At 40.7% G+C, this 18,768-nt stretch carries 22 protein-coding genes and 2 pseudogenes; 9 read left to right on the forward strand and 15 right to left on the reverse strand.

Features of this window, described 5'->3' with window-relative positions; all coding sequences use genetic code 11:
• Positions 1-618, forward strand: a 618-nt coding sequence (locus DW743_RS16905; protein ID WP_243106636.1) for an IS200/IS605 family accessory protein TnpB-related protein, incomplete at its 5' end; no start/stop codon positions are given.
• A gap of 559 nt (positions 619-1,177) precedes the next feature.
• Here the strand turns inward: DW743_RS16905 and DW743_RS16915 are convergent.
• Positions 1,178-1,387: a DUF6219 family protein gene (locus DW743_RS16915; protein ID WP_008392833.1), complete on the reverse strand. Its 210-nt coding sequence runs from the start codon at positions 1,385-1,387 to the stop codon at positions 1,178-1,180.
• A gap of 99 nt (positions 1,388-1,486) precedes the next feature.
• On the opposite strand from DW743_RS16915, the gene DW743_RS19115 reads away from it, so the two are divergent.
• On the forward strand, positions 1,487-1,726 hold the full coding sequence (locus DW743_RS19115) for a penicillin-binding transpeptidase domain-containing protein (protein WP_333491578.1): 240 nt from the start codon (positions 1,487-1,489) through the stop codon (positions 1,724-1,726).
• Positions 1,723-1,779 (forward strand): annotated as a pseudogene (locus tag DW743_RS19120) (hypothetical protein); the annotation flags it as partial. The gene DW743_RS19115 and the pseudogene DW743_RS19120, both read left to right, overlap by 4 nt.
• Positions 1,780-1,852: 73 nt before the next feature.
• Here DW743_RS19120 and DW743_RS16925 read toward each other — a convergent pair.
• The 14 genes and pseudogenes from DW743_RS16925 to DW743_RS16990 form a co-directional block, all read right to left on the reverse strand.
• The gene (locus DW743_RS16925; RefSeq protein WP_015521697.1) at positions 1,853-2,728 is read right to left on the reverse strand and encodes an ABC transporter ATP-binding protein; all 876 of its coding nucleotides are present in this window, start codon (positions 2,726-2,728) and stop codon (positions 1,853-1,855) included.
• A gap of 4 nt (positions 2,729-2,732) precedes the next feature.
• Positions 2,733-3,392 carry a hypothetical protein gene (locus DW743_RS16930; RefSeq protein WP_015521696.1) on the reverse strand — a complete coding sequence of 220 codons (660 nt, stop codon included), beginning with the start codon at positions 3,390-3,392 and terminating at the stop codon, positions 2,733-2,735.
• A complete protein-coding gene (locus DW743_RS16935; RefSeq protein WP_015521695.1) occupies positions 3,393-4,457 on the reverse strand; it encodes an ABC transporter permease in 1,065 nt (354 codons plus the stop codon).
• A gap of 83 nt (positions 4,458-4,540) precedes the next feature.
• Positions 4,541-5,722, reverse strand: coding sequence for a HAMP domain-containing sensor histidine kinase (locus tag DW743_RS16940; RefSeq protein WP_025580964.1), 1,182 nt, complete (start codon positions 5,720-5,722; stop codon positions 4,541-4,543).
• Positions 5,710-6,384: a response regulator transcription factor gene (locus DW743_RS16945; protein WP_025580965.1), complete on the reverse strand. Its 675-nt coding sequence runs from the start codon at positions 6,382-6,384 to the stop codon at positions 5,710-5,712. Before DW743_RS16945 ends, DW743_RS16940 begins: the two co-directional genes overlap by 13 nt.
• 176 nt (positions 6,385-6,560) lie before the next feature.
• Positions 6,561-6,668 (reverse strand): annotated as a pseudogene (locus tag DW743_RS16950) (TnpV protein); the annotation flags it as partial.
• A gap of 196 nt (positions 6,669-6,864) precedes the next feature.
• On the reverse strand, positions 6,865-8,325 hold the full coding sequence (locus DW743_RS16955) for a YcxB family protein (protein WP_055182928.1): 1,461 nt from the start codon (positions 8,323-8,325) through the stop codon (positions 6,865-6,867).
• Positions 8,315-8,644: a DUF6070 family protein gene (locus tag DW743_RS16960; protein WP_106492073.1), complete on the reverse strand. Its 330-nt coding sequence runs from the start codon at positions 8,642-8,644 to the stop codon at positions 8,315-8,317. Before DW743_RS16960 ends, DW743_RS16955 begins: the two co-directional genes overlap by 11 nt.
• Positions 8,645-8,674: 30 nt before the next feature.
• Positions 8,675-9,079, reverse strand: coding sequence for a hypothetical protein (locus DW743_RS16965; protein ID WP_117762205.1), 405 nt, complete (start codon positions 9,077-9,079; stop codon positions 8,675-8,677).
• A 7-nt stretch (positions 9,080-9,086) separates the two neighbouring features.
• A complete protein-coding gene (locus DW743_RS16970) occupies positions 9,087-9,383 on the reverse strand; it encodes a hypothetical protein (RefSeq protein WP_008708038.1) in 297 nt (98 codons plus the stop codon).
• 9 nt (positions 9,384-9,392) lie between these two features.
• Positions 9,393-10,391, reverse strand: a complete 999-nt coding sequence (locus DW743_RS16975; RefSeq protein ID WP_117762204.1) for a DUF6017 domain-containing protein — start codon at positions 10,389-10,391, stop codon at positions 9,393-9,395.
• Positions 10,392-10,469: 78 nt separating this feature from the next.
• Positions 10,470-11,381: a ParB/RepB/Spo0J family partition protein gene (locus DW743_RS16980; RefSeq protein ID WP_015514764.1), complete on the reverse strand. Its 912-nt coding sequence runs from the start codon at positions 11,379-11,381 to the stop codon at positions 10,470-10,472.
• Positions 11,371-12,156: a ParA family protein gene (locus DW743_RS16985; RefSeq protein ID WP_055160152.1), complete on the reverse strand. Its 786-nt coding sequence runs from the start codon at positions 12,154-12,156 to the stop codon at positions 11,371-11,373. Before DW743_RS16985 ends, DW743_RS16980 begins: the two co-directional genes overlap by 11 nt.
• 14 nt (positions 12,157-12,170) lie before the next feature.
• On the reverse strand, positions 12,171-13,136 hold the full coding sequence (locus tag DW743_RS16990) for a ParB/RepB/Spo0J family partition protein (RefSeq protein ID WP_117762203.1): 966 nt from the start codon (positions 13,134-13,136) through the stop codon (positions 12,171-12,173).
• A gap of 606 nt (positions 13,137-13,742) precedes the next feature.
• Here DW743_RS16990 and DW743_RS17000 point away from each other — a divergent pair.
• The 6 genes from DW743_RS17000 to DW743_RS17025 all read left to right on the forward strand — a co-directional run bounded on the left by DW743_RS17000 (position 13,743) and on the right by DW743_RS17025 (position 18,024).
• Positions 13,743-13,940 carry a helix-turn-helix domain-containing protein gene (locus DW743_RS17000; RefSeq protein ID WP_114000934.1) on the forward strand — a complete coding sequence of 66 codons (198 nt, stop codon included), beginning with the start codon at positions 13,743-13,745 and terminating at the stop codon, positions 13,938-13,940.
• Between the two features lie 72 nt (positions 13,941-14,012).
• On the forward strand, positions 14,013-14,534 hold the full coding sequence (locus tag DW743_RS18985; protein ID WP_117762202.1) for a DUF5720 family protein: 522 nt from the start codon (positions 14,013-14,015) through the stop codon (positions 14,532-14,534).
• Positions 14,535-14,704: 170 nt separating this feature from the next.
• On the forward strand, positions 14,705-15,601 hold the full coding sequence (locus DW743_RS17010) for a DUF6017 domain-containing protein (protein WP_117762201.1): 897 nt from the start codon (positions 14,705-14,707) through the stop codon (positions 15,599-15,601).
• Positions 15,602-16,093, forward strand: coding sequence for a PcfB family protein (locus tag DW743_RS17015; RefSeq protein WP_117762200.1), 492 nt, complete (start codon positions 15,602-15,604; stop codon positions 16,091-16,093).
• Entirely contained in the window at positions 16,090-17,847 is a 1,758-nt protein-coding gene (locus tag DW743_RS17020; protein WP_117762199.1) for a VirD4-like conjugal transfer protein, CD1115 family, read from the forward strand. Before DW743_RS17015 ends, DW743_RS17020 begins: the two co-directional genes overlap by 4 nt.
• Positions 17,848-17,883: 36 nt before the next feature.
• On the forward strand, positions 17,884-18,024 hold the full coding sequence (locus tag DW743_RS17025; RefSeq protein WP_016300369.1) for a Maff2 family mobile element protein: 141 nt from the start codon (positions 17,884-17,886) through the stop codon (positions 18,022-18,024).
• The last annotated feature ends 744 nt before the right edge of the window (positions 18,025-18,768 follow it).

Consider the following 18,768-nt stretch of genomic DNA (forward strand, 5'->3'; position numbering starts at 1 on the left):
TTTATTAACTTTCCCAGTGACAAAGACCGGATGTACCGTGTGCTGGGACGGATTCGAAGATTTCAGCGGGAACATGGATCGCGTCAGGTGCAGGGAAAATGGGCATATGCAAAACGTCTGAATACAGAGCTTGGCAGAAAAATTGCAAGGGAAATCGTTCTGTATGCGTCAGAAAAGAAGGCAGATGTGATTGTTTTCGAATATCTGGAAATGAAAGGAAAACTTTCCGGGAAGAAAAAGCAGAAACTGCAGATGTGGAGAAAACGTGATATCCAGAAACGGTGCGGACAGCAGGCACACAGAAAGGGAATCCGAATTTCCCGGATTTGTGCCTGGAACACGAGCAGGCTTGCCTTTGATGGATCAGGAGAGATTGCCCGTGATACACGGGATCATCGTCTGTGTACGTTTCAGACTGGAAAAAGATACAACTGTGATTTGTCAGCATCGTATAATATCGGAGCAAGATATTTTATCCGTGAAATTTTAAAACCCTTGCCGGAAACGGAAAGGTCTTTGCTGGAGGCAAAAGTTCCTGCAGTAAAGCGTAGAACCTCATGTGTTTATGCAGATCTGAGAGAACTGATTTCAGAAATGGAACTGCGTAAAGCAGCATAAACACAGGCAGATATGCAGTGGATTACCTGTTATGTGGAAACCTGCCGTATCCGGCATGGAAGAAGCACATATCTGTGCAAAATCTAAGTAACAGGCGTATCCGCCGATATTTGGTCTGCCGCCTAAAGCGGCCGGAAGCACGTGGCTTTAGTCATGTGAGGTTCACTACTGTTTCAGCTAATTTATGTTTGCAGGTTTGGGAGAGATTGTTTCTTTTTCCGTCTTTTCTCTGATTTACATCCCCAAATAAGGGATGACAACAGAGTGGAACCCAAATGTTAGCTGGACTTTCTAAAACCCATGTTTGCAAACCGGTAATTTTGATTAGCTGTCAGCTAACAAAAATCGGATTGTGTTAGCTGGAAATTAATCATTTTGAATGGAATTTTGTGTCACGAACGTGATTAGAAAATAACAAAAGCGTTCGTTGTCAAACTTGCCGAAGCAGAAAACGAATAGTATATTTGGTGGCTACACCCCCAAGCCCCTGTAGAATAAATAACGCCAGTACTGGATATCAAATCCCGCACCGGCGTTATTTATTAAAATATTTTGTTTTTTAATCTTCAACACTCTCTACTGAAACTTCTTTTTTCTTCCTACTTTTACCAGAAATCATCTTGTGTCCTGTATAAATAGCCATAATCATGCAAAGCAAAGAACTTGCTGCAAAGTACTTATGGCCTTCTTTTGATCCCTTATAACCTGTATAAAAAGTTCCAAGCATTGTAATCAGTGCACCGATAGACCAATATTTATGTGATTTCATTCAGATACCTCCTGCCGTTTTTCTTAATCATATACCTTTTAAAAGATATATACAAACTGGTATTTTGAATCAATCGACAAGCAGCTCGGATCTTCCACTATAAATTCATACCTTCAGCAAATAGGATATGGCAATAAAAATATATCCGGAGATTTCTCTTCCTACTGGATGCAGTCATCCTTAAAGATTTCACCAGTAGAACAAGTTGAACTTTTGAAAAATTTATATCGAAACAACTTCAACTTTACTCCTGCTAATATTCATGCCGTCAAAAATTCCATCCATCTTACCGCCTCTGAAAATGGAGAATTTATGGAAAAACCGGAACCGGACGAGTGAACGGGCAGGATATAAATGGCTGGTTTATAGGTTTTATAGAAAGCCAAAATAATACATACTTTTTCTCCACAAATATTCAAAGCGAACAACGTGCAACTGGTAGTAAAGCATCAGATGGTGCTTTATCTACTCGTATTGATTCGTCACATAAATATAAGCATCTTCCAACGTTGCAGGAATTGACATACACTCCAATTCTGGCTGTATTTCAGAAATCACTCTTAACTGCAATCCCCCCTCAACATACTGTTTAGATGTAATACGATACTTCTGTTCCACTTCTCTTGCTTTTCTCTCATCAGGTACTTTGCAAATCCAGATTTTCCCCTGTGCTTCTTCTGTCAAATTCTTCATAGAACCCGCATACAGAAATCGACCTTTATGCATAATTGCAAGCTGATTGCAGGTGGCAGCTAAGTCTTCTACCACATGAGTTGAAAACAAAACCGTTCTGTTTTCAGAAAAATCTACTAACAAATTGCGGATGCGAATACGTTCCTCCGGATCTAAACCGGTAGTTGGCTCATCCACAATTAAAAATTCCGGTTCATTTAAAAGCGCCTGCACCAATCCTACCCGTCGCTTCATACCGCCTGATAACTGCTTCATTTTCTTCTTACGATGTTCTATAAGACTGGTCTTTTTCAAATAATAATCTATCCGCTTTCTACATTCTGCTTTCGGAACACCTGCCAGATCTCCCATATACTCCAAACACTCCTGAACCGTCAAATTAGGATACAGTTCAATTTCCTGTGGTAAATACCCTATCTTTCTTTGGATTTTTTCATAGTTTCCTTCGCTATACAAAATTCCGTCTAATGTAACCATTCCGTTTGTAGGTTTAAGCACAGTGGTCAAAACTCTCATCAAAGTTGTCTTTCCCGCTCCATTTTCTCCCAATAGTCCAAATATCCCATTCGGTATATCTAAATCTGCATGGTCGATTGCTGTGACACTATTCTTAAATCTTACCGTTAAATCCTCAATATGAATACTCATAAATTTACCCTCTCTTTCTTACGATCTTCGGCAATGCCAGTAACAAAATCAGTCCGATACAAATACACAAGCCTTTCCCATACAGCCATGTAATATCGGCAGTATTTTCTATATCTCTAAAAGAATAAGAAAACAGATTCCATGCTCCAAAAAGTTTATCTCCACCTGTGGAATTTGTTGCTACCCATATCAAAAGACTGCTTCCAATTCCCATCCACATATTGCGAAAAAGCATAGACAATGTATTAGCCAATATTCCCCAAAAGAAAATAGTTACTACAATCGCCCCAAAACAGGTAATAAACTGAAGTATTTCACTTTCTGTTACTGGATGTGTAATTGGTTTCTGAAACGCAAAAAACAATCCATATCCAAGAACAGCGAGCAGCAGCAAAAAAGTTCCCTGTATCATCAGTCTCTGTATAATAGAATAGATTCTCTTTTTTATCTGATACAGTCTCTGAACTTCGGAACGGTTGCTTGTAATTTCCTGCACATAAGTATCTGCACAAAAAACAGCAGTCAATATCGCAAAAGGCGGCTCTATGGATAGTCCTATTTCATACGTGAAAACAACTGCACGAATCACACTTAAAATTACAACAAAGGATACTGCATAAGCAATTTTATAAAATGGCAGAACAATCTTCATTTCCTTCTTCATTTATATTCGCCTCCGCTTCCAAATCTGTATCGAAATCAGTATAATTACTACCGATACAATAATAAGAAAACTTTGATTTAAGAGCGCCATCGGGGGCGGTGTCGTATCAAAAAGCTGCCCCGGAAATCGTACCATGATTGCCAAAGGTTTGCCCCAATATCCGTAAACTCCCTCTGCATTAGTTCCGCCCAAATTGGAATACACCATATAAAGAATCAAAAGTGGTACACCCGGAAGTGGATTTTTAAATATGAGTGAAATCAATGTATATATACTCACAATCATCAGCATATTAGGCAATATATAAAGTACCGTAGAAGCCACAAAATCCCATAGTCGCACTTCAAATCCACTATCCTTTGTATAGATGCGGCACAATACCCAAAACAGTATATTCAAAATAGTTAGCACAAGCAAACAAATTGTAAATCCTGCACTCACTTTTCCCATTACATACTTCCCGGCAGTCACAGGCTTTGTATGCAACAATTCATAAGTATGCTTTTTTGTATCTTGTAAAAATAAAACCGCCAACATAATAATTGCAAAAAACACCATATACAGACCCGCAAAATCAGCAAATTTTCTTGCGTAATAAAAAGAAAATGTCTTATCTTCCAATTTTTTATCTAGATATGCGTTGATTTCTTCTGCCGTTCCCTTATAATACGTACTGTCCTCGTATAAATACCTTGCCCCGTACCAGTCATATTCCTGCTCCAAATACGCATAGGCCTCTTTTAAATTCATGCTTTCCAGCTTTTCAATGACATTCTGTGCTTCTGAATCCGTCAATCCAAACACATCCGTTAATTTTATTTTTACCTTTTCATGCCATACCTCTCTGTGCTTTTCAGGCGTGGCTGGAATATAGCCCTCATACACTTCTCCTTCAACCGAAGTGTTGGACTGATCATTGATGATTTTCTCCCCCGTTGTAAGATAATGTGTGGTTAAATATGGACTTGTCGCATTAAACACACCATAAATCACAAGCAGAACACCTACCCAAAATAACGGTCGCTTTAGATAATTCATAATCTCTCTTTTAAAAATAGCAATCATACGTATTCCTCCTTTCCTTCGTTATAGACATCATAAAATATAAATCACAACAAAAAGACAACAGCATAAAAAAATCGGACCGCTCATGCAATCCGATGAAATACTGCTGTTATTACAGCTCCACTCTGTTTTTCATTTTCTATCAGTAACTGACCACCATGCTTTTCACAATACAATCTGCTGATATACATGCCCATTCCTGAATGTTTCAAACTGTCTTTCACATTTTGCTGATAAAAAAGCTCTGTTGCCTTTTGCTTATCTATTGTAAATCCCACTCCATCATCCTTTATTCTGATCTGTAATTCAGAACAGGTAAGAAACACTTCCATTTCCACTTTTGTCTTGGCGTAACGAAAGGCATTTGACAAAAGGTTTTCTATAACCTCTAAAATCACTTCCTTATCTCCTGAAAATTTTTCTTCTGTTTCCGAACATTCTAATTCATATAGCTTTCCAAATTTTTTCCTAAACACGTTCATCTCTGCCCGTACGTCTATTTCTACCTGTTTACTGGTAATTTCTTCTGCTACTAACTCCCTTGTATCTAAACTGCTCATCTTTCGCATAGTTTCCACAAAGATATCCATACGTTCAATCTGTTTTTTGCTTTCATTTACCATTTCTAAGGCTTGCTCCATGTTTATCTCTTTCTTCGGAAGATATTCTGAAAGCATTTCCTGATACCCCTCCAGCACAGAGAGCGGAGAACGTATATCATGTGCAATGGCAGCCCGCAAAGCCTTTTCTTCCTCAAGCATTTTCCATAACTGTTGATTATTCTCTGCCAGCTGTCCTCTCATTCGTTCAAACTCTTTGCACAATCCGCCCATCTCATCTTCATTTTCATAAGTGATATGGAAATCTAAATTATTTCGACCAACTTGTCGGGAAGCCAGTTCTAATTCTTCGATAGGGCATTTCAGTTTATGCTTATAAAAAAGAAATACCGCTATAATACTCCCTGCAACAGATACGATAAGCACTGTAAATGTCTGAAGAAAATCACATATTTCCGATACATGATAATCAAATTCTTTCATTTCATAAGAATGTGGTCTCGGAACATCTGGCAAATACCTTCTACCATCCCCTTCAGCCATTTCAAAATATTCTTCTTGGTCTACATAATTCCACCAAATGTTGTTTTGTACTGTGCTTGCTATTCGCATAATTAGTGCTGAAAGATAAAAACTAATTATTAAACTAATTATCATATACAAAACAATGGTTTTCCTTAACGAAAGATTTTTTATTTTGCCCATTTATATCCCCTCCCCCATACCGTTGCAATATATTCGTGTTCCGAATACATTTTCATTTTCTTGCGGATTCTGCGAATCAACTCCGTAACCACCCGGCTGTCCCCTTCTGCATCATATCCGCCAATCTTCTCATAGATTCGTTCTTTATCAAATACCATTTCAGGGTTCATAGACAAAAATTCTATGATCTCATACTCTAATTTCGTAAGCTCTAAAGCATTCCCTTTAATATGTACACATTTACTGGCATAGTCAATCACTAATTCTCCATAAAACCTTTGTTCTTTTTTCCTATGTAAACGTTCTTCACGTTTCAAATGGGCAATAATTCTAGCATCTAATTCTTTCAAACTAAATGGTTTTAAAACATAATCATCACCACCAGACAACAATCCCATTACTCGATCCTGTTCTTCTACTTTTGCAGTCAAAAAAATAATCGGACAGGAAACCATATCTCTGATTCTTCTGCACACTTCAATTCCGTCCATTCCCGGCATATTTACGTCCAATAAAATAATATCGGGATTTGCACTTATCTTTTCCATTGCTTCTATGCCATTTTCTGCAATCATTACCGTATAATTCTTCAATGTAAAGTATTGATTCAGCATTTTTAGCAATTCTCTATCATCATCAACCATTAAAATTTTATAGTTCATAAATTTCACCTCTGGCTCTAATGTTATCTTTTCCTTATAGTATAGCTTATAAAAAACAACAAATAAACAACAATTCCTAAAAGGCAACAGCCTTTCTAAACTGCCGCCTTTTCTCCTTCATTTTATTTCCATTATTGATAAACCATCTCTGTATCCACAATCTCCCTTGCACACGATTATATATTGTTCATTCTCGCTACCCATTCCATCTGATTTTCTGCCTTTAACTGTTCCGTGATCCCCTGTGCCTGTTTCATCTGCTCTACAATTCTTTCAAACCTTAAATACTTATAGTCATCTGTATCCAAACAAACAAGCCGAAGTCGCACAACAACTTGAAAATCTTATCAACGGAACAACAGTCCCAGATAGTAGCCAACTGGCAGATGTAGCCAATAAAAAGAAAAATCTCTGAAAAACCTTATCAAGGCTTTCCAGAGATGTAGTAACTATTCATATTCAATGGATCTCTTTTTAAATTTACCAGGAAGTCTTTTGTAAATCCTTTACCTCTTTTGATTCGTAATCATACTGGTACATATCTAAAATTTCAGCATCCATCATACTCCATGATCCATCTGTACTTTTTATATTTTTATAATACACATATTGAGTCTTTGTTCCTTCTTGATTATCACGATCATACATTAGATATCTAATCTGCGTTTCATCTTCGTAGGTAACAATATAGCTATACCCCTTTGCATTATAGTCTTTTCTATATTCTGCATCAGTTTCCTTTATATAGGTTTGATATATTTTTTGATAGCCTTCGTCTATTTTCTTGATTTTTTTTGAATCTTGTTGACTTTCGATTGTCATATCGTTTTGACGTGATTCATTTTTATCGTCATCTTGATGTTCTGATTTTTTCTCTAAATACCCATACTTTTTAGCTATATATTTATCTATATATTCCTGCTGTGTAGTTGAAGCATTTATATCATCTATTCCATCTGCATTTCTTAAGAACCGAAGAACCAGAATATTTTCTTCTTTATACAGTCTATACGATGGTTTATCTAACCACACAGGAGTTTTAACTATCACGGTTCCATTACTATTATAATGTTCTGAATCTTCATTTAACATGGTCACAAATATCCCCAATGCCATTGTTAGCACTACAATTATTCCGACTGCCCATAAAAAAATTCTTTTCAATAAAGATTTCTTTTTGTTCTTCTTTATTGTCCTAGACAAAACACACGTCCATATAATATTCAAACATTGTAGAATTAAAAATTGTATGATAGGAACTGTTCTTATAAACCATAAACGAAAAATCTCTCCATTTGATAAAGGATATCCGATTTTAATGCCAGTATATATCAATGAAACAATAATAGTAATCATCGTAACAACCACCAATGCCTTCATTTTAAAAGACATTTTATTTTCCGTTTCTAACTGTTCTGTTTCTATATCTTGAATAAAACTTCTAAGCAACAGTAATTCATTTTCAGATAGAACATTTTTATTGATCAATATAACTTTATTGTCTTTACGAACCAAATAAATATGATTTTCAATCTCTCCCTTATTAACAAATGAACTCCAATAATTATGTGTAGCTCCAGCCTGTGTGACTATATCCACACCTTCTTTTGAAAACACATATTTTCGCTCATTATTCATTTTCTGTTTTTCTTTATTTATGATTGCTCTCATAAATACTTTTTGTAATTTTTCTACACTTAAACCTATTGCAGCAAATCCAATACTTAACAATAAAAATATCCATGCAAATAATATATGAAACAAGTATGAATAAAATGCTAAAGAAAAGATATAAAAAGCACCCACCAAAGTTGTACCTTTGATTACTCTATTAGTCTTTATAGTTTTTAACGAACTAAGATGCATTAAAATATTGTTTACTTCTTCGTCTATATTTAAGTGATATATAATTTTCTGATCATGAAATTCTTCAACTACCATTCTTGATTTCTCCCTTCACACGATACTGATATTCCGGGACATTGTTTCTATCCTCTTTCCGGATTTCATTCCCTAAATATTGAAAACTCCCATCTTCTTTGAATTTCACTGTTAAATCATGCGTAATAAGAGCATCATCACAGATAACCATGTCGCATACTGCATTTACCGTTAATGTAACCGTACCATCTGGATTTTCTCTTACTTCCACCACCTCCGGCACAGAAGTCCCAAAAAAGTTAGGGGCATAATTACCACATCCCAACGGTGCCCATGCATACATTTTTGCTTCTTCATCAAATTCCGATTTGCACTTCAAATCGTTTTCTTTATTCTATCATAGCATCCATTATTCCGCCATCAGTCTTTCGAACCAGGTATCCATGACAATGATAAACTGGCCTGCTCCTGGCAATTCTTGTAGCATTTCGTCAAGAGTTTTCTGTTTCACATATTTCTGCACATACACCCAACAGGCAATGCTACTGGCTTCTGATACAATGTCAGCTATGGTTTTGCGTATAAGCTCTTCAAATTCAGTAATTTCTTCTTTTGGGACAACATCATACAGTGTTGGTGCCTGATGACTTAATTTTACGCCATTTTCATTTGCATCTTTAAGCAGATTCTTAACTTTTTCTCTTGAATCCTCCGGTACTTTCATGTACTCCCACATAAATGCTACCACATCGGACGGTGTGTCTTTTTTAAGTGGTGGTAACTGAATATAATCATTGTTTTCGCTCATTTTCATATCCTCCTCACGATATAATAAAATCAATAATACGTTCTCTTGTCATGTCCAGTACAGTATCTACGAACACTCCTGCAAACAGGATCAGATACAGAATTACACTCAGCGAAAACAGAAATGCAACCTGTACCCAGTCATGGTAACAGTATGCAGTTGCTATAATCAACAAAGTGAATATAAACCCAAGGATCCCTCTGACAACCGCATAAGTCTGTACTGTCATCTTTACTGCCAGGCCGATCACAAAAAGGATCAGCCATACTGGCAGTAATAATATCTTCCCAGCAAATTTTAAAATAAACATGTGCACCTCCTATCTTACCAGTCCTGGCATATCATGGTTCACCTCTGCCTGATAATACCCGTTCATCGTTGACGGTGCATTAAACAGGGCTGCTAACAAATATTTCTTGATATTCTTCACCTTTGTGGTGTTACCACTCATACAGTGTAAGACATACTCGATATGTGAATAGGTCAACATCAGAAATTTTTTCTTCACCAGTGATGCCGGATACCAGTTGCTGGCAATCAATATCTTGTCGTTTTTACACATCACAGTCTCTACGATCAGGTTCACGATTTCATCTACCTGTCGCATATCGTCATGATGGGTTACTTCCAGTGATTCATAATCAATGGTCTCTTTGACAAGGTTTTCATAAGCCTGATAATCCTCAGAGTGATTATCGCTATCAAATCTTTTCTCATCCACAGATATGATATGATTAGATTTATTATCATTCATTTCAGTATCACTAAGATTAGTATTATTAGGGTTTGAAATGTAAACTTCTTGAAGTTTGTTTTCGGGACTTCTAGAAGTTTGATTTTGGGACTTCATGAAGTTTGAATTGTAAACTTCTGTAGATTCCTCATTTTCCACAGAAGTTTGTTTTTTAAACTTCTTTAATTCCTCTCCAAATTTTTTCTCATCTGTTTTCTCAGGCATAAAGGTTTTCACGTAGATAACGTTCACCTTTCCAAATCCCTGTCTGCGTTTCTCAATCAGACCAATCCCTGTTTCGTCATCCAGTTCTCTCATGGATTTGATGGCTTTATTTCTGCCACAGTTCAGTAATTCCATGATATCTTCGATGGAAAAGTAGATATATGCTCTGTTTTTGTCGTCAAACCACTGATTCTTGATGGAAAGAGACATTCGATCCAACATCAGTCCATATAAAATTTTAGCATCGCTCGATAAATCTTTAAAATAACTGTCTGTAAATAATGCTTTTGGTATGCGGTAGAAGCTGAACTGATCAGCTTCGGTACCGTAAAAATAATTAAATGTCATTTTTTTCTCCATAGTTTCCTCCTTTCATTTTCTGCTAAGAAGTCCTCTTTTTAAACTTCTTTGACTTTGTTTTCTTAGCATTTTCTATCCTTAACAGGACTGTTCCTGCATCCATTTTTCTAATAATGATTCAATCACCTGCTCCATATCTTTGGCTGTATAATCATCCGGAAAGTACTTTGTCAGTTTCTTTTCTGAGAAAGTAAGAGACCGGGATACTTTCTTTGCCATCACACAGTTATTGAAAATTGATAACATCTGGATCTGATTGATTGGTCCATCATTCAGCTGATTTCTGAGTGCTGCAATCTGTTTTGGTTTGATAAATCCTGTGTCGCAGATATATTCGTAAATCCATCCCTGTACTTCCTTATCGATGTAAGAGATATCTACAGCAACCGTGAATTGAAGCTTTTTGTTATCTACCAGATCAAGAAGTTCAGGAATCAATTCTGTCAGGCGAATGTAACGCTGAATCTGTTTAGAACTTTCTCCAACTTGCTCTGCTAATACATCCCTAGATACAGTTCCTATTAAATTCTGGTCATTTTGGCCAGAATTACTTTTTGGTCTTCCTGCTTGTCTTTTCATAGCTGCTAATTTCATCTTATAAGCAAAAGCTTTCTCACTCGGCAACAGTTCCTCTCGCTGAATGTTAGCGTCCACCATCGCCACAATGGCATCATCATCCGATAATTCTCTTACGATTGCCGGAATAGTCGTAAGTCCTGCAAGCTGTGCTGCATGCATTCTTCTGTGACCGGATACCATTTCATATTCTTCATTTTCATCCATGCGAAGCAGTACCGGAGTCAGTACTCCATTGATCTTTACACTTTCAACCAGATCCTGCATCTTTTCATCATCCAGCACCTTGAACGGATGATTCTTAAACGGATGGATCTTACTAATTTCTATCTCCATTGCTGACTCTTCATTTACCACACCAAGCAGTTCATCAATACTTGCCAGTTTAATCTTTTCGCCACTTCTATTTTTCATTACTCAAAACCTCCTGTGTCAATTTCATATATGCCTCGGCAACTTTTCCTTTCGGACAGTGCATGTAAATACTTTTTCCCTCTGCACTGGTCTCAGCTGCTTTTACAGACATCGGGATCACATTTTCAAATACTTCAATCTGGCTTCCGTAGGTTGTATGTACTCTCGATGCAATGTCTCTTGCGTAATTGGTTCTGAAATCTACCATAGTCAGGAGAATGCCCTCAATCGCCAGTTTCCGGTTCAGTCTTTTCTTTACTGTAAGAATGGTCTTGATCAGCTGCTGAAGTCCTTTAACAGGCAGATATGCGGCCTGTACAGGTATCAGCACAGAATCAGAGGAGACCAGTGCATTGATTGTCATCATACCAAGGCTTGGCATACAGTCGATCAGGATATAATCGTATCGGCATCTTATCGCATCGATATATTCCTTCATGATCATTTCTCTGCTCATAACATTTCCCATCGTTACTTCCAGGGCAGAAAGCTCAATATTTGCCGGAAGTAGATCTACATTTTCCTGGTGATGTAAGATACCATCTTCCAGAGAGATTTCTTCTTCGTTGATGACATCCATCATGATCGTTGCCAGTGTGATGCGAAGATCATCCGGTTCCTCATATCCAAGACTTGCTGTTAAACTTCCCTGTGGATCCGCGTCAATCAGCAACACTTTCTTACCTTCTCTTGCCAGTCCAATGCCTACATTTACGGTTGTGGTGGTCTTTCCAACGCCGCCTTTCTGGTTTACTACGGATATAACTTTACACATGATTTCTTCCTCCTTTAACTTTCCCATGATTCTTTTTTCCATAATTTCAACAGTGCCAGTATTTCCCGCTTCATCATTGCCGGTGTATAGGAATTCGGAAAATACTTATGTAGCTGTTCGTTTGTGAAAGCCACTCTTGTGATTTCACCCTTTTTAACCTCACACATGATTTCTTCCATCTTTTCCAGTGACAACTGCTTTTCTTTACTCATTTGCCGGATCCTCTGGGCCTGTGAGAGTGATGGGATTGCCTGTGCATACTCCATTGCTACAAGCAGTTCCTTTTGCTCTTTTTCACTTAATGCAGCTATCTCTACAGCCGGACAAAAAGAAATGATCTCATCATCCAGTTTCTGCAGCATTTCCGGTATCAGTTTTGTCAGTGAGATATAACGCTGCACTTGTTTTGGGCTATCACCACAATCTTCACTGATGATTTCTATTGCCCGCTTTCTTGGTGTTTTGTGGTCAACTTGGCTCTTTTTTCGACCACTTTTTCTTTTTAATACGTCATTCTTCAGTTTGTAAGCAAAAGCTTTTTCACTGTAGCTGATCCGTTCTCTGTGAAGATTAGAATCTACCATGCTTAAAATGGAATCATCTTCACTTAATACCCGGATGATTACTGGTACTTTACGGTATCCCAGTTTCTCCGCAGCATGTTTTCTTCTGTGACCGGATATGATCTCATAGTATCCATCCGGTACTGGTCTGACGATTAGCGGATTTAAAATTCCATACTTCTCAATGCTTTCCTGCAGAAGAAACATTTCCTTATCATCTTTTACTTGAAACGGGTGCTCTTTGAACGGACGAAGACGCTCAATCTCAATTTCTATGATTCTTTCTTCGTTTTCTCCTGATTGTCTGTTTGGCTCAGTCATCTTGACTCCTTTCCTCCAGGATTCAGAAAATAAAAAATGCCTGCCTGGAACTTTTATAGATAGTAAAGTTCCAAACAGACATTGCTGTTTGACCATTAGCTGTAGCTAATAGAATTAAATACTGTTTCAGCTAATTCATGTTTGCAGGTTTGGGAGAGATTGTTTCTTTTCCCGCCTTTTCTCTGATTTACATCCCCGAATAAGGGGTGACAACGGAGCGGAACCCAAATGTTAGCTGGACTTCTTAAAACCCATGTTTGCAAACCGGTAATTTTGATTAGCTGTCAGCTAACAAAAATCGGATTGCGTTAGCTGGAAATTGATCATTTTGAATGGAATTTTGTGTCACGAACGTGATTTGAAAATAACAAAAGCGTTCGTTGTCAGCTAATCCAGCTAACATTTTCGAACGCTTTGAAGCCCGTCGCCAAGAGGATTTGAACCTCCGACCCCTCGCTTAGGAGTACGGCTTACCATGTGATACACGGTTCGGATGTAACTTCCAATATCATCCCTTACGCAGAATGACTTGTAGTAAACGAACTTTATGGTGCAAAACACCTATTCTGACGCAGTTTTATGTGTCCGTTGGGTGGTCCTATTAGCAAATTCTTAGCAAGAGGACACCCAGCCAAAGCCGATTGCTACTGCCATTCTTCACTCCCTTAGTCAAAATGACAAGGCAAATACATGGAGGTTACTATGGACAAGAAAGAGAAAAAGTCACTGCCGGAACCGCGCACATATACCGTGGAACAGATCGCGGCCATGCTCAACATTGGCCGCACAACCGCATATCAGCTCGTCAAGCAGGAGGAGTTCAGGATCGTCCGCATAGGAAATGCAATCCGCGTTTCCAAGAAATCTTTTGACGAGTGGCTGGAAAGTTTGGAATTGTGAATATCGCAAGAAACGCCGTAGGCTCAAAAAACCTATGGCGTTTTTTATACCCATTTTTGAAGGAGGCTGGCAATGAAACTGACGGAAGCAGAAATGAGGATGGTGTTTCAGATTGAAAGTACCAATCAGAACGCTGCCCTGAATGAGATTTACATGACATGGCGCTATGCACCGAACCCGGCAACGAAAGAAACGGCGGAAGGTCTTCTGGACAAGCTCCGCCCACTGTCGGATCAGGAGTGCATGGATTTGATCCGCAAGGTGCAGGCCGAATACCGTCTGCCGGAGAAAGCCCGCACCATCGGGGAAATGCTGGCAGAGGCCAGACAGAAATCCGGGGCGCAGAAGTTATCCGGCCATGACATTATGGCTTTGGAGCGTTTCGACCCGGCGACCAGACACATGATTGTCTTTGATGTTCTTACCCATGACTCGCCTGTTGGCTGGAAGGGTGAGAAAATGCGCCTGTTCCTGACCGACGCCGGATACAGCAAGGCTTTGGAAAATCAGGAAAAGGGGCATATCAAAATCCGCAACCATGCGAAGGTGCTTTCCGGCGACCTCCACTATGACCATAAAGACCGTGAGAGGTAGCCGACTGAAAACTGTATCAAAATCAGTGGGATATCTTCTGTTTCTTCCTCTGTGGCTTGCGTTCTGAACGGGGCGTGGATGTTTTCCCATGCAGGAGGCTATGGAGGCACACAGACGGGTAAACCGCTCAAAATCAACACTTTTTATTTTCACAGGAAGGAGGTGCGAAGATGGCTGTTTTTCGTATTGAAAAGACCCGTGATTATACGGTCATGTCGAACTATCACTTGAAAGATCGGACGCTGACCCTGAAATCCAAAGGGCTACTGTCCATGATGTTGTCGCTCCCTGACGAGTGGAATTATACCACCAGAGGTCTTGCGGCGATCTGCCGGGAAGGTGTGGACAGCATCGGTGCGGCGTTGAAGGAGCTGGAAACCCACGGGTATATCCGGCGCACACAGCTTCGGGATGAAAAAGGCAAGATCACGGATACCGAGTATGTGATTTACGAAATGCCTCAGTGCGAGCCGCCGTCAAGCCCAGGTACGCCTTTACCGGGTACGGCAAAGCCATATACGGAAAACCCGGATATGGGTATCCCGGATACGGCGGAACCGTGTACGGAAAAACCCGCACAATTAAATACTAATCAAACAAAGACTGATTTATCAAGTACGGAGATATCAAATCCTATCCAATCAAATCCCCCTACCCCCGCAGAGGCAAGGATGGGAACGGATCGGATGGGAGCCAGAGAATGTTATCGTGAAGTGATTTTGGATAACATCGAGTACAGCTATCTGGTGCAGGACAGCCACATCGACCGTGAGCAGCTTGACGAGATCGTTGACCTGATCGTGGATACCGTGTGTTCTGCCCGCAAAGTCATCCGCATTGCCGGAGACGATTATCCGGCGGAGGTGGTAAAGTCCCGGTTTATGAAGCTGGACAGTTCTCATGTTCAGTATGTCATGGACTGCATGAAGGACAACACCACCTATGTCCGCAATATCAAGCAATACCTTCTGGCGGCGCTGTATAACGCCCCGACCACCATCAACAGCTACTATTCTTCCCTGGTGCAGCACGATATGTACGGGGACGGGCAAAGGGGGCGAGGCTAAATGCAGGAGGAAGTAACGCGGGGCGCCGTAACGCTCATTGTTGACGGAGCCAAGCTAAGCGAGCAAGTCTTTGAAAAGGCCGTCAAAAAGTTCCTGGAGGAAATCCAGAAAAGCCAGAAGCCCAAAATCTACCGCGGCAGGCAGAGCCTTAAACAGCTTGCCAGCCAGAACGCCGGTCTTGCCAATATCGAGATCAGCGATAAGAATATCAAGGCTTTCTCCCGTGTGGCAAAGAAATATCATGTGGATTTTGCCTTGAAGAAAGACACCGCCGCAGAGCAGCCCCGTTACTTGGTCTTTTTCAAAAGCCGGGACGCGGATGCCATCACAGTGGCGTTTCAGGAGTTTGCCAGCCGGAAAATGAGCCGTGAGGAAAAGCCATCCATCCGGGAGCGGCTGACCCAGGCGAAGGAACAGGCGGCGGAGAAAACGGAACACCGCACCATTGACCGGGAGAAAGTAAAGGTCAAAGATCGGAGCGTGCAGAGATGAATATGAAAAAAATGTTTTTGCTGAACCTTCCGTATCTTCTGTTCGTGTATCCCTTCGATAAGCTGGCACAGGCTTTCCGGCTTGCGCCCGGTGCTAACCTCTCCGGCAAGCTGCTCTCCATTGGGGACGGCTTCACGGCAGCGCTTTCCTCCCCGTGGCTCAGTTTCCAGCCAACGGACCTTCTGATCGGTATAGCGGGTGCGGTGATCCTTCGCATGGCGGTCTATCTGAAAGGCAAGAACGCTAAGAAGTATCGCCACGGGATCGAGTATGGTTCTGCCCGCTGGGGGACAGCGGCGGATATCGCTCCCTACATGGACAAGGACTTTTTCCAGAACATCCCCATGACGCAGACGGAACGGATCACAATGGCGAGTCGTCCAAAGCAGCCGAAGTATGCCAGAAATAAAAACATTCTGGTGATCGGCGGTTCCGGCAGCGGCAAGACGCGGTTCTTCTGTAAGCCGTCGCTGCTACAAGCTCATTCGTCCTATGTCTGCACTGATCCGAAAGGGACCTTGCTGCCGGAGATCGGCGCTTTCCTGGAACGGAAGAAATACCGTATCAAGTGCCTCAACCTGATAAACTTCCGAAAATCCATGAAATACAATCCACTGGCTTACATTCGGTCAGAGAAAGATATCTTAAAGCTGGTGAATGCCCTAATTATGAACACGAAGGGTGAAGGCGAAAAATCTTCGGAAGATTTTTGGGTCAAAGCGGAACGCCTCTATTATTCCGCACTGATCGGCTACATCTGGTACGAGGCCACGGAGGAAGAAAAGAACTTCATCACGCTTCTGGACCTTATCAATGCCAGTGAAGCCAGAGAGGACGACGAGACTTATCAAAGCCCGGTGGACCTGCTCTTTTCTCAGTTGGAGGAACGGGAGCCGGACCACTTCGCCGTTAAGCAGTACCGCAAATTCAAGATGGCGGCGGGCAAAACCTTAAAATCCATTCTCATTTCCTGCGGCGCCCGGCTTGCTCCCTTCGACATCAAGGAGCTGCGGGACCTGATGGAATATGATGAACTGGAACTGGATACCCTGGGCGACCAAAAGACGGCGCTGTTTGTGATCCTTTCGGATACGGACAGCACTTTCAATTTCGTGGCCGCCCTCATGTATAGTCAGCTTTTCAATCTGCTCTGCGACAAGGCGGATGACTTCTACGGCGGACGGCTGCCTGTCCATGTCCGTCTGATCCTGGACGAGTTTGCCAACATCGGCCAGATACCGAACTTCGATAAGCTGATTGCCACCATCCGAAGCCGTGAAATATCGGCTTCTATTATTTTGCAGTCGCAGAGTCAGCTAAAGACCATCTACAAGGACGCGGCAGATACCATCGTCGGTAACTGTGACAGCACCTTGTTTTTGGGAGGCAAAGAGAAATCCACGCTCAAGGAAATTTCGGAGCTGCTGGGGAAAGAGACCATTGATCTCTATAACCAGTCTGAAAACCGGGGCAGTCAGGTTTCCCATGGCCTCAGTTATCAGAAATTAGGAAAGGAGTTGATGACCCAAGACGAATTGGCAGTGATGGACGGCGGCAAGTGTATCTTCATGCTGCGGGGCGTGCGCCCGTTCCTTTCGGACAAGTACGACCTCACCCGGCACCCGAATTACAGATACACGGCCGACGCCGACCCTAAAAATGTCTTTGACATGGAACGGTACATGAAGAAGCAGCGTGCCGTGGTAAAACCCACGGACACCTTCGATGTGTACGAGATTGACGCAACAACTTAACCCAAAATCAAAAACATTTTTTAGGAGGATTATTTTATGGAATTTTTCAACAGTGCTGTTGGTGTTTTGCAGACTCTCGTAGTGGCCCTGGGCGCAGGTCTTGGTATCTGGGGCGTTATCAACCTTCTGGAAGGTTATGGCCAGGACAACCCTGCTTCCAATGCTCATGTACGGTAAGGAAGCAAGCAACCGAAAACAAGAGATAGACCGCCAGCACTACACTATTCCGAACCAAAGACCAAAAGATAAGCATTGTGGGAAAATCTAAACTTTTGGATTTTCCTACAATGCCGACTACGGCGGAATCCTTCCCACTCCTTATATCTTTATTTCCGTATACATTGAATTTGTATTTAGTAAATGCTATAATGTCCCTATTCAAATTATAAATGTGTTGAATTAGTTACATGTACATATTTTTTGTGCCGCATAAATACCCTGTTGAGGTTGTCGTTCTTTGTCCAGATGTGGAAACAATAAAAGGAAGGGAACGATACAGGGAGAAAACAGGCTATTCCGGCTTTACGGTTGAAACCTTATACGATACATTTATGCAGACAACACCACGGATCGGCTTTTGGCTGGACAATTCCAACCAAACACCACAGCAGACAGCAGAAACCATTCTGAACGCCAGAAAGTCGGTATGATTGTTACATATAAGGGGAAGAAAAATTTCTTTTAGGTACTTTCTTTCCTAAAACTAATGTGATATAATAGCATCATTCCAAAAAAGGAGTAAAAAATATGCGGCAAGGTATTCTTAAATAAAACTATAATCAAATAGTGGGAACAAAGGATTATGATAGTCCCTTTTGTGGGGGCTTGGTTTTTTGTACCCAATTTAAGAATACTTTTGCCTTATCAATTTTGACATACACATATACAGCAATCACAAACAGGTGTATGCTGTATATGTGT

This window comes from Blautia sp. AM28-27, assembly GCF_003480905.1.
Taxonomy (GTDB): Bacteria; Bacillota; Clostridia; order Lachnospirales; family Lachnospiraceae; genus Fusicatenibacter; species Fusicatenibacter saccharivorans.

Excerpts from the sequence above, each read along its gene's own strand:
- DW743_RS16915 (WP_008392833.1), bottom strand. The coding sequence starts at position 1,387 with ATGAAATCACATAAATATTGGTCTATCGGTGCACTGATTACAATGCTT.
- DW743_RS16925 (WP_015521697.1), bottom strand. The coding sequence starts at position 2,728 with ATGAGTATTCATATTGAGGATTTAACGGTAAGATTTAAGAATAGTGTC.
- DW743_RS16930 (WP_015521696.1), bottom strand. The coding sequence starts at position 3,392 with ATGAAGAAGGAAATGAAGATTGTTCTGCCATTTTATAAAATTGCTTAT.
- DW743_RS16935 (WP_015521695.1), bottom strand. The coding sequence starts at position 4,457 with ATGATTGCTATTTTTAAAAGAGAGATTATGAATTATCTAAAGCGACCG.
- DW743_RS16940 (WP_025580964.1), bottom strand. The coding sequence starts at position 5,722 with ATGGGCAAAATAAAAAATCTTTCGTTAAGGAAAACCATTGTTTTGTAT.
- DW743_RS16945 (WP_025580965.1), bottom strand. The coding sequence starts at position 6,384 with ATGAACTATAAAATTTTAATGGTTGATGATGATAGAGAATTGCTAAAA.
- DW743_RS16955 (WP_055182928.1), bottom strand. The coding sequence starts at position 8,325 with ATGGTAGTTGAAGAATTTCATGATCAGAAAATTATATATCACTTAAAT.
- DW743_RS16965 (WP_117762205.1), bottom strand. The coding sequence starts at position 9,079 with ATGAAAATGAGCGAAAACAATGATTATATTCAGTTACCACCACTTAAA.
- DW743_RS16970 (WP_008708038.1), bottom strand. The coding sequence starts at position 9,383 with ATGTTTATTTTAAAATTTGCTGGGAAGATATTATTACTGCCAGTATGG.
- DW743_RS16975 (WP_117762204.1), bottom strand. The coding sequence starts at position 10,391 with ATGGAGAAAAAAATGACATTTAATTATTTTTACGGTACCGAAGCTGAT.
- DW743_RS16980 (WP_015514764.1), bottom strand. The coding sequence starts at position 11,381 with ATGAAAAATAGAAGTGGCGAAAAGATTAAACTGGCAAGTATTGATGAA.
- DW743_RS16985 (WP_055160152.1), bottom strand. The coding sequence starts at position 12,156 with ATGTGTAAAGTTATATCCGTAGTAAACCAGAAAGGCGGCGTTGGAAAG.
- DW743_RS16990 (WP_117762203.1), bottom strand. The coding sequence starts at position 13,136 with ATGGTCAAACAGCAATGTCTGTTTGGAACTTTACTATCTATAAAAGTT.
- DW743_RS17000 (WP_114000934.1), top strand. The coding sequence starts at position 13,743 with ATGGACAAGAAAGAGAAAAAGTCACTGCCGGAACCGCGCACATATACC.
- DW743_RS18985 (WP_117762202.1), top strand. The coding sequence starts at position 14,013 with ATGAAACTGACGGAAGCAGAAATGAGGATGGTGTTTCAGATTGAAAGT.
- DW743_RS17010 (WP_117762201.1), top strand. The coding sequence starts at position 14,705 with ATGGCTGTTTTTCGTATTGAAAAGACCCGTGATTATACGGTCATGTCG.
- DW743_RS17015 (WP_117762200.1), top strand. The coding sequence starts at position 15,602 with ATGCAGGAGGAAGTAACGCGGGGCGCCGTAACGCTCATTGTTGACGGA.
- DW743_RS17020 (WP_117762199.1), top strand. The coding sequence starts at position 16,090 with ATGAATATGAAAAAAATGTTTTTGCTGAACCTTCCGTATCTTCTGTTC.
- DW743_RS17025 (WP_016300369.1), top strand. The coding sequence starts at position 17,884 with ATGGAATTTTTCAACAGTGCTGTTGGTGTTTTGCAGACTCTCGTAGTG.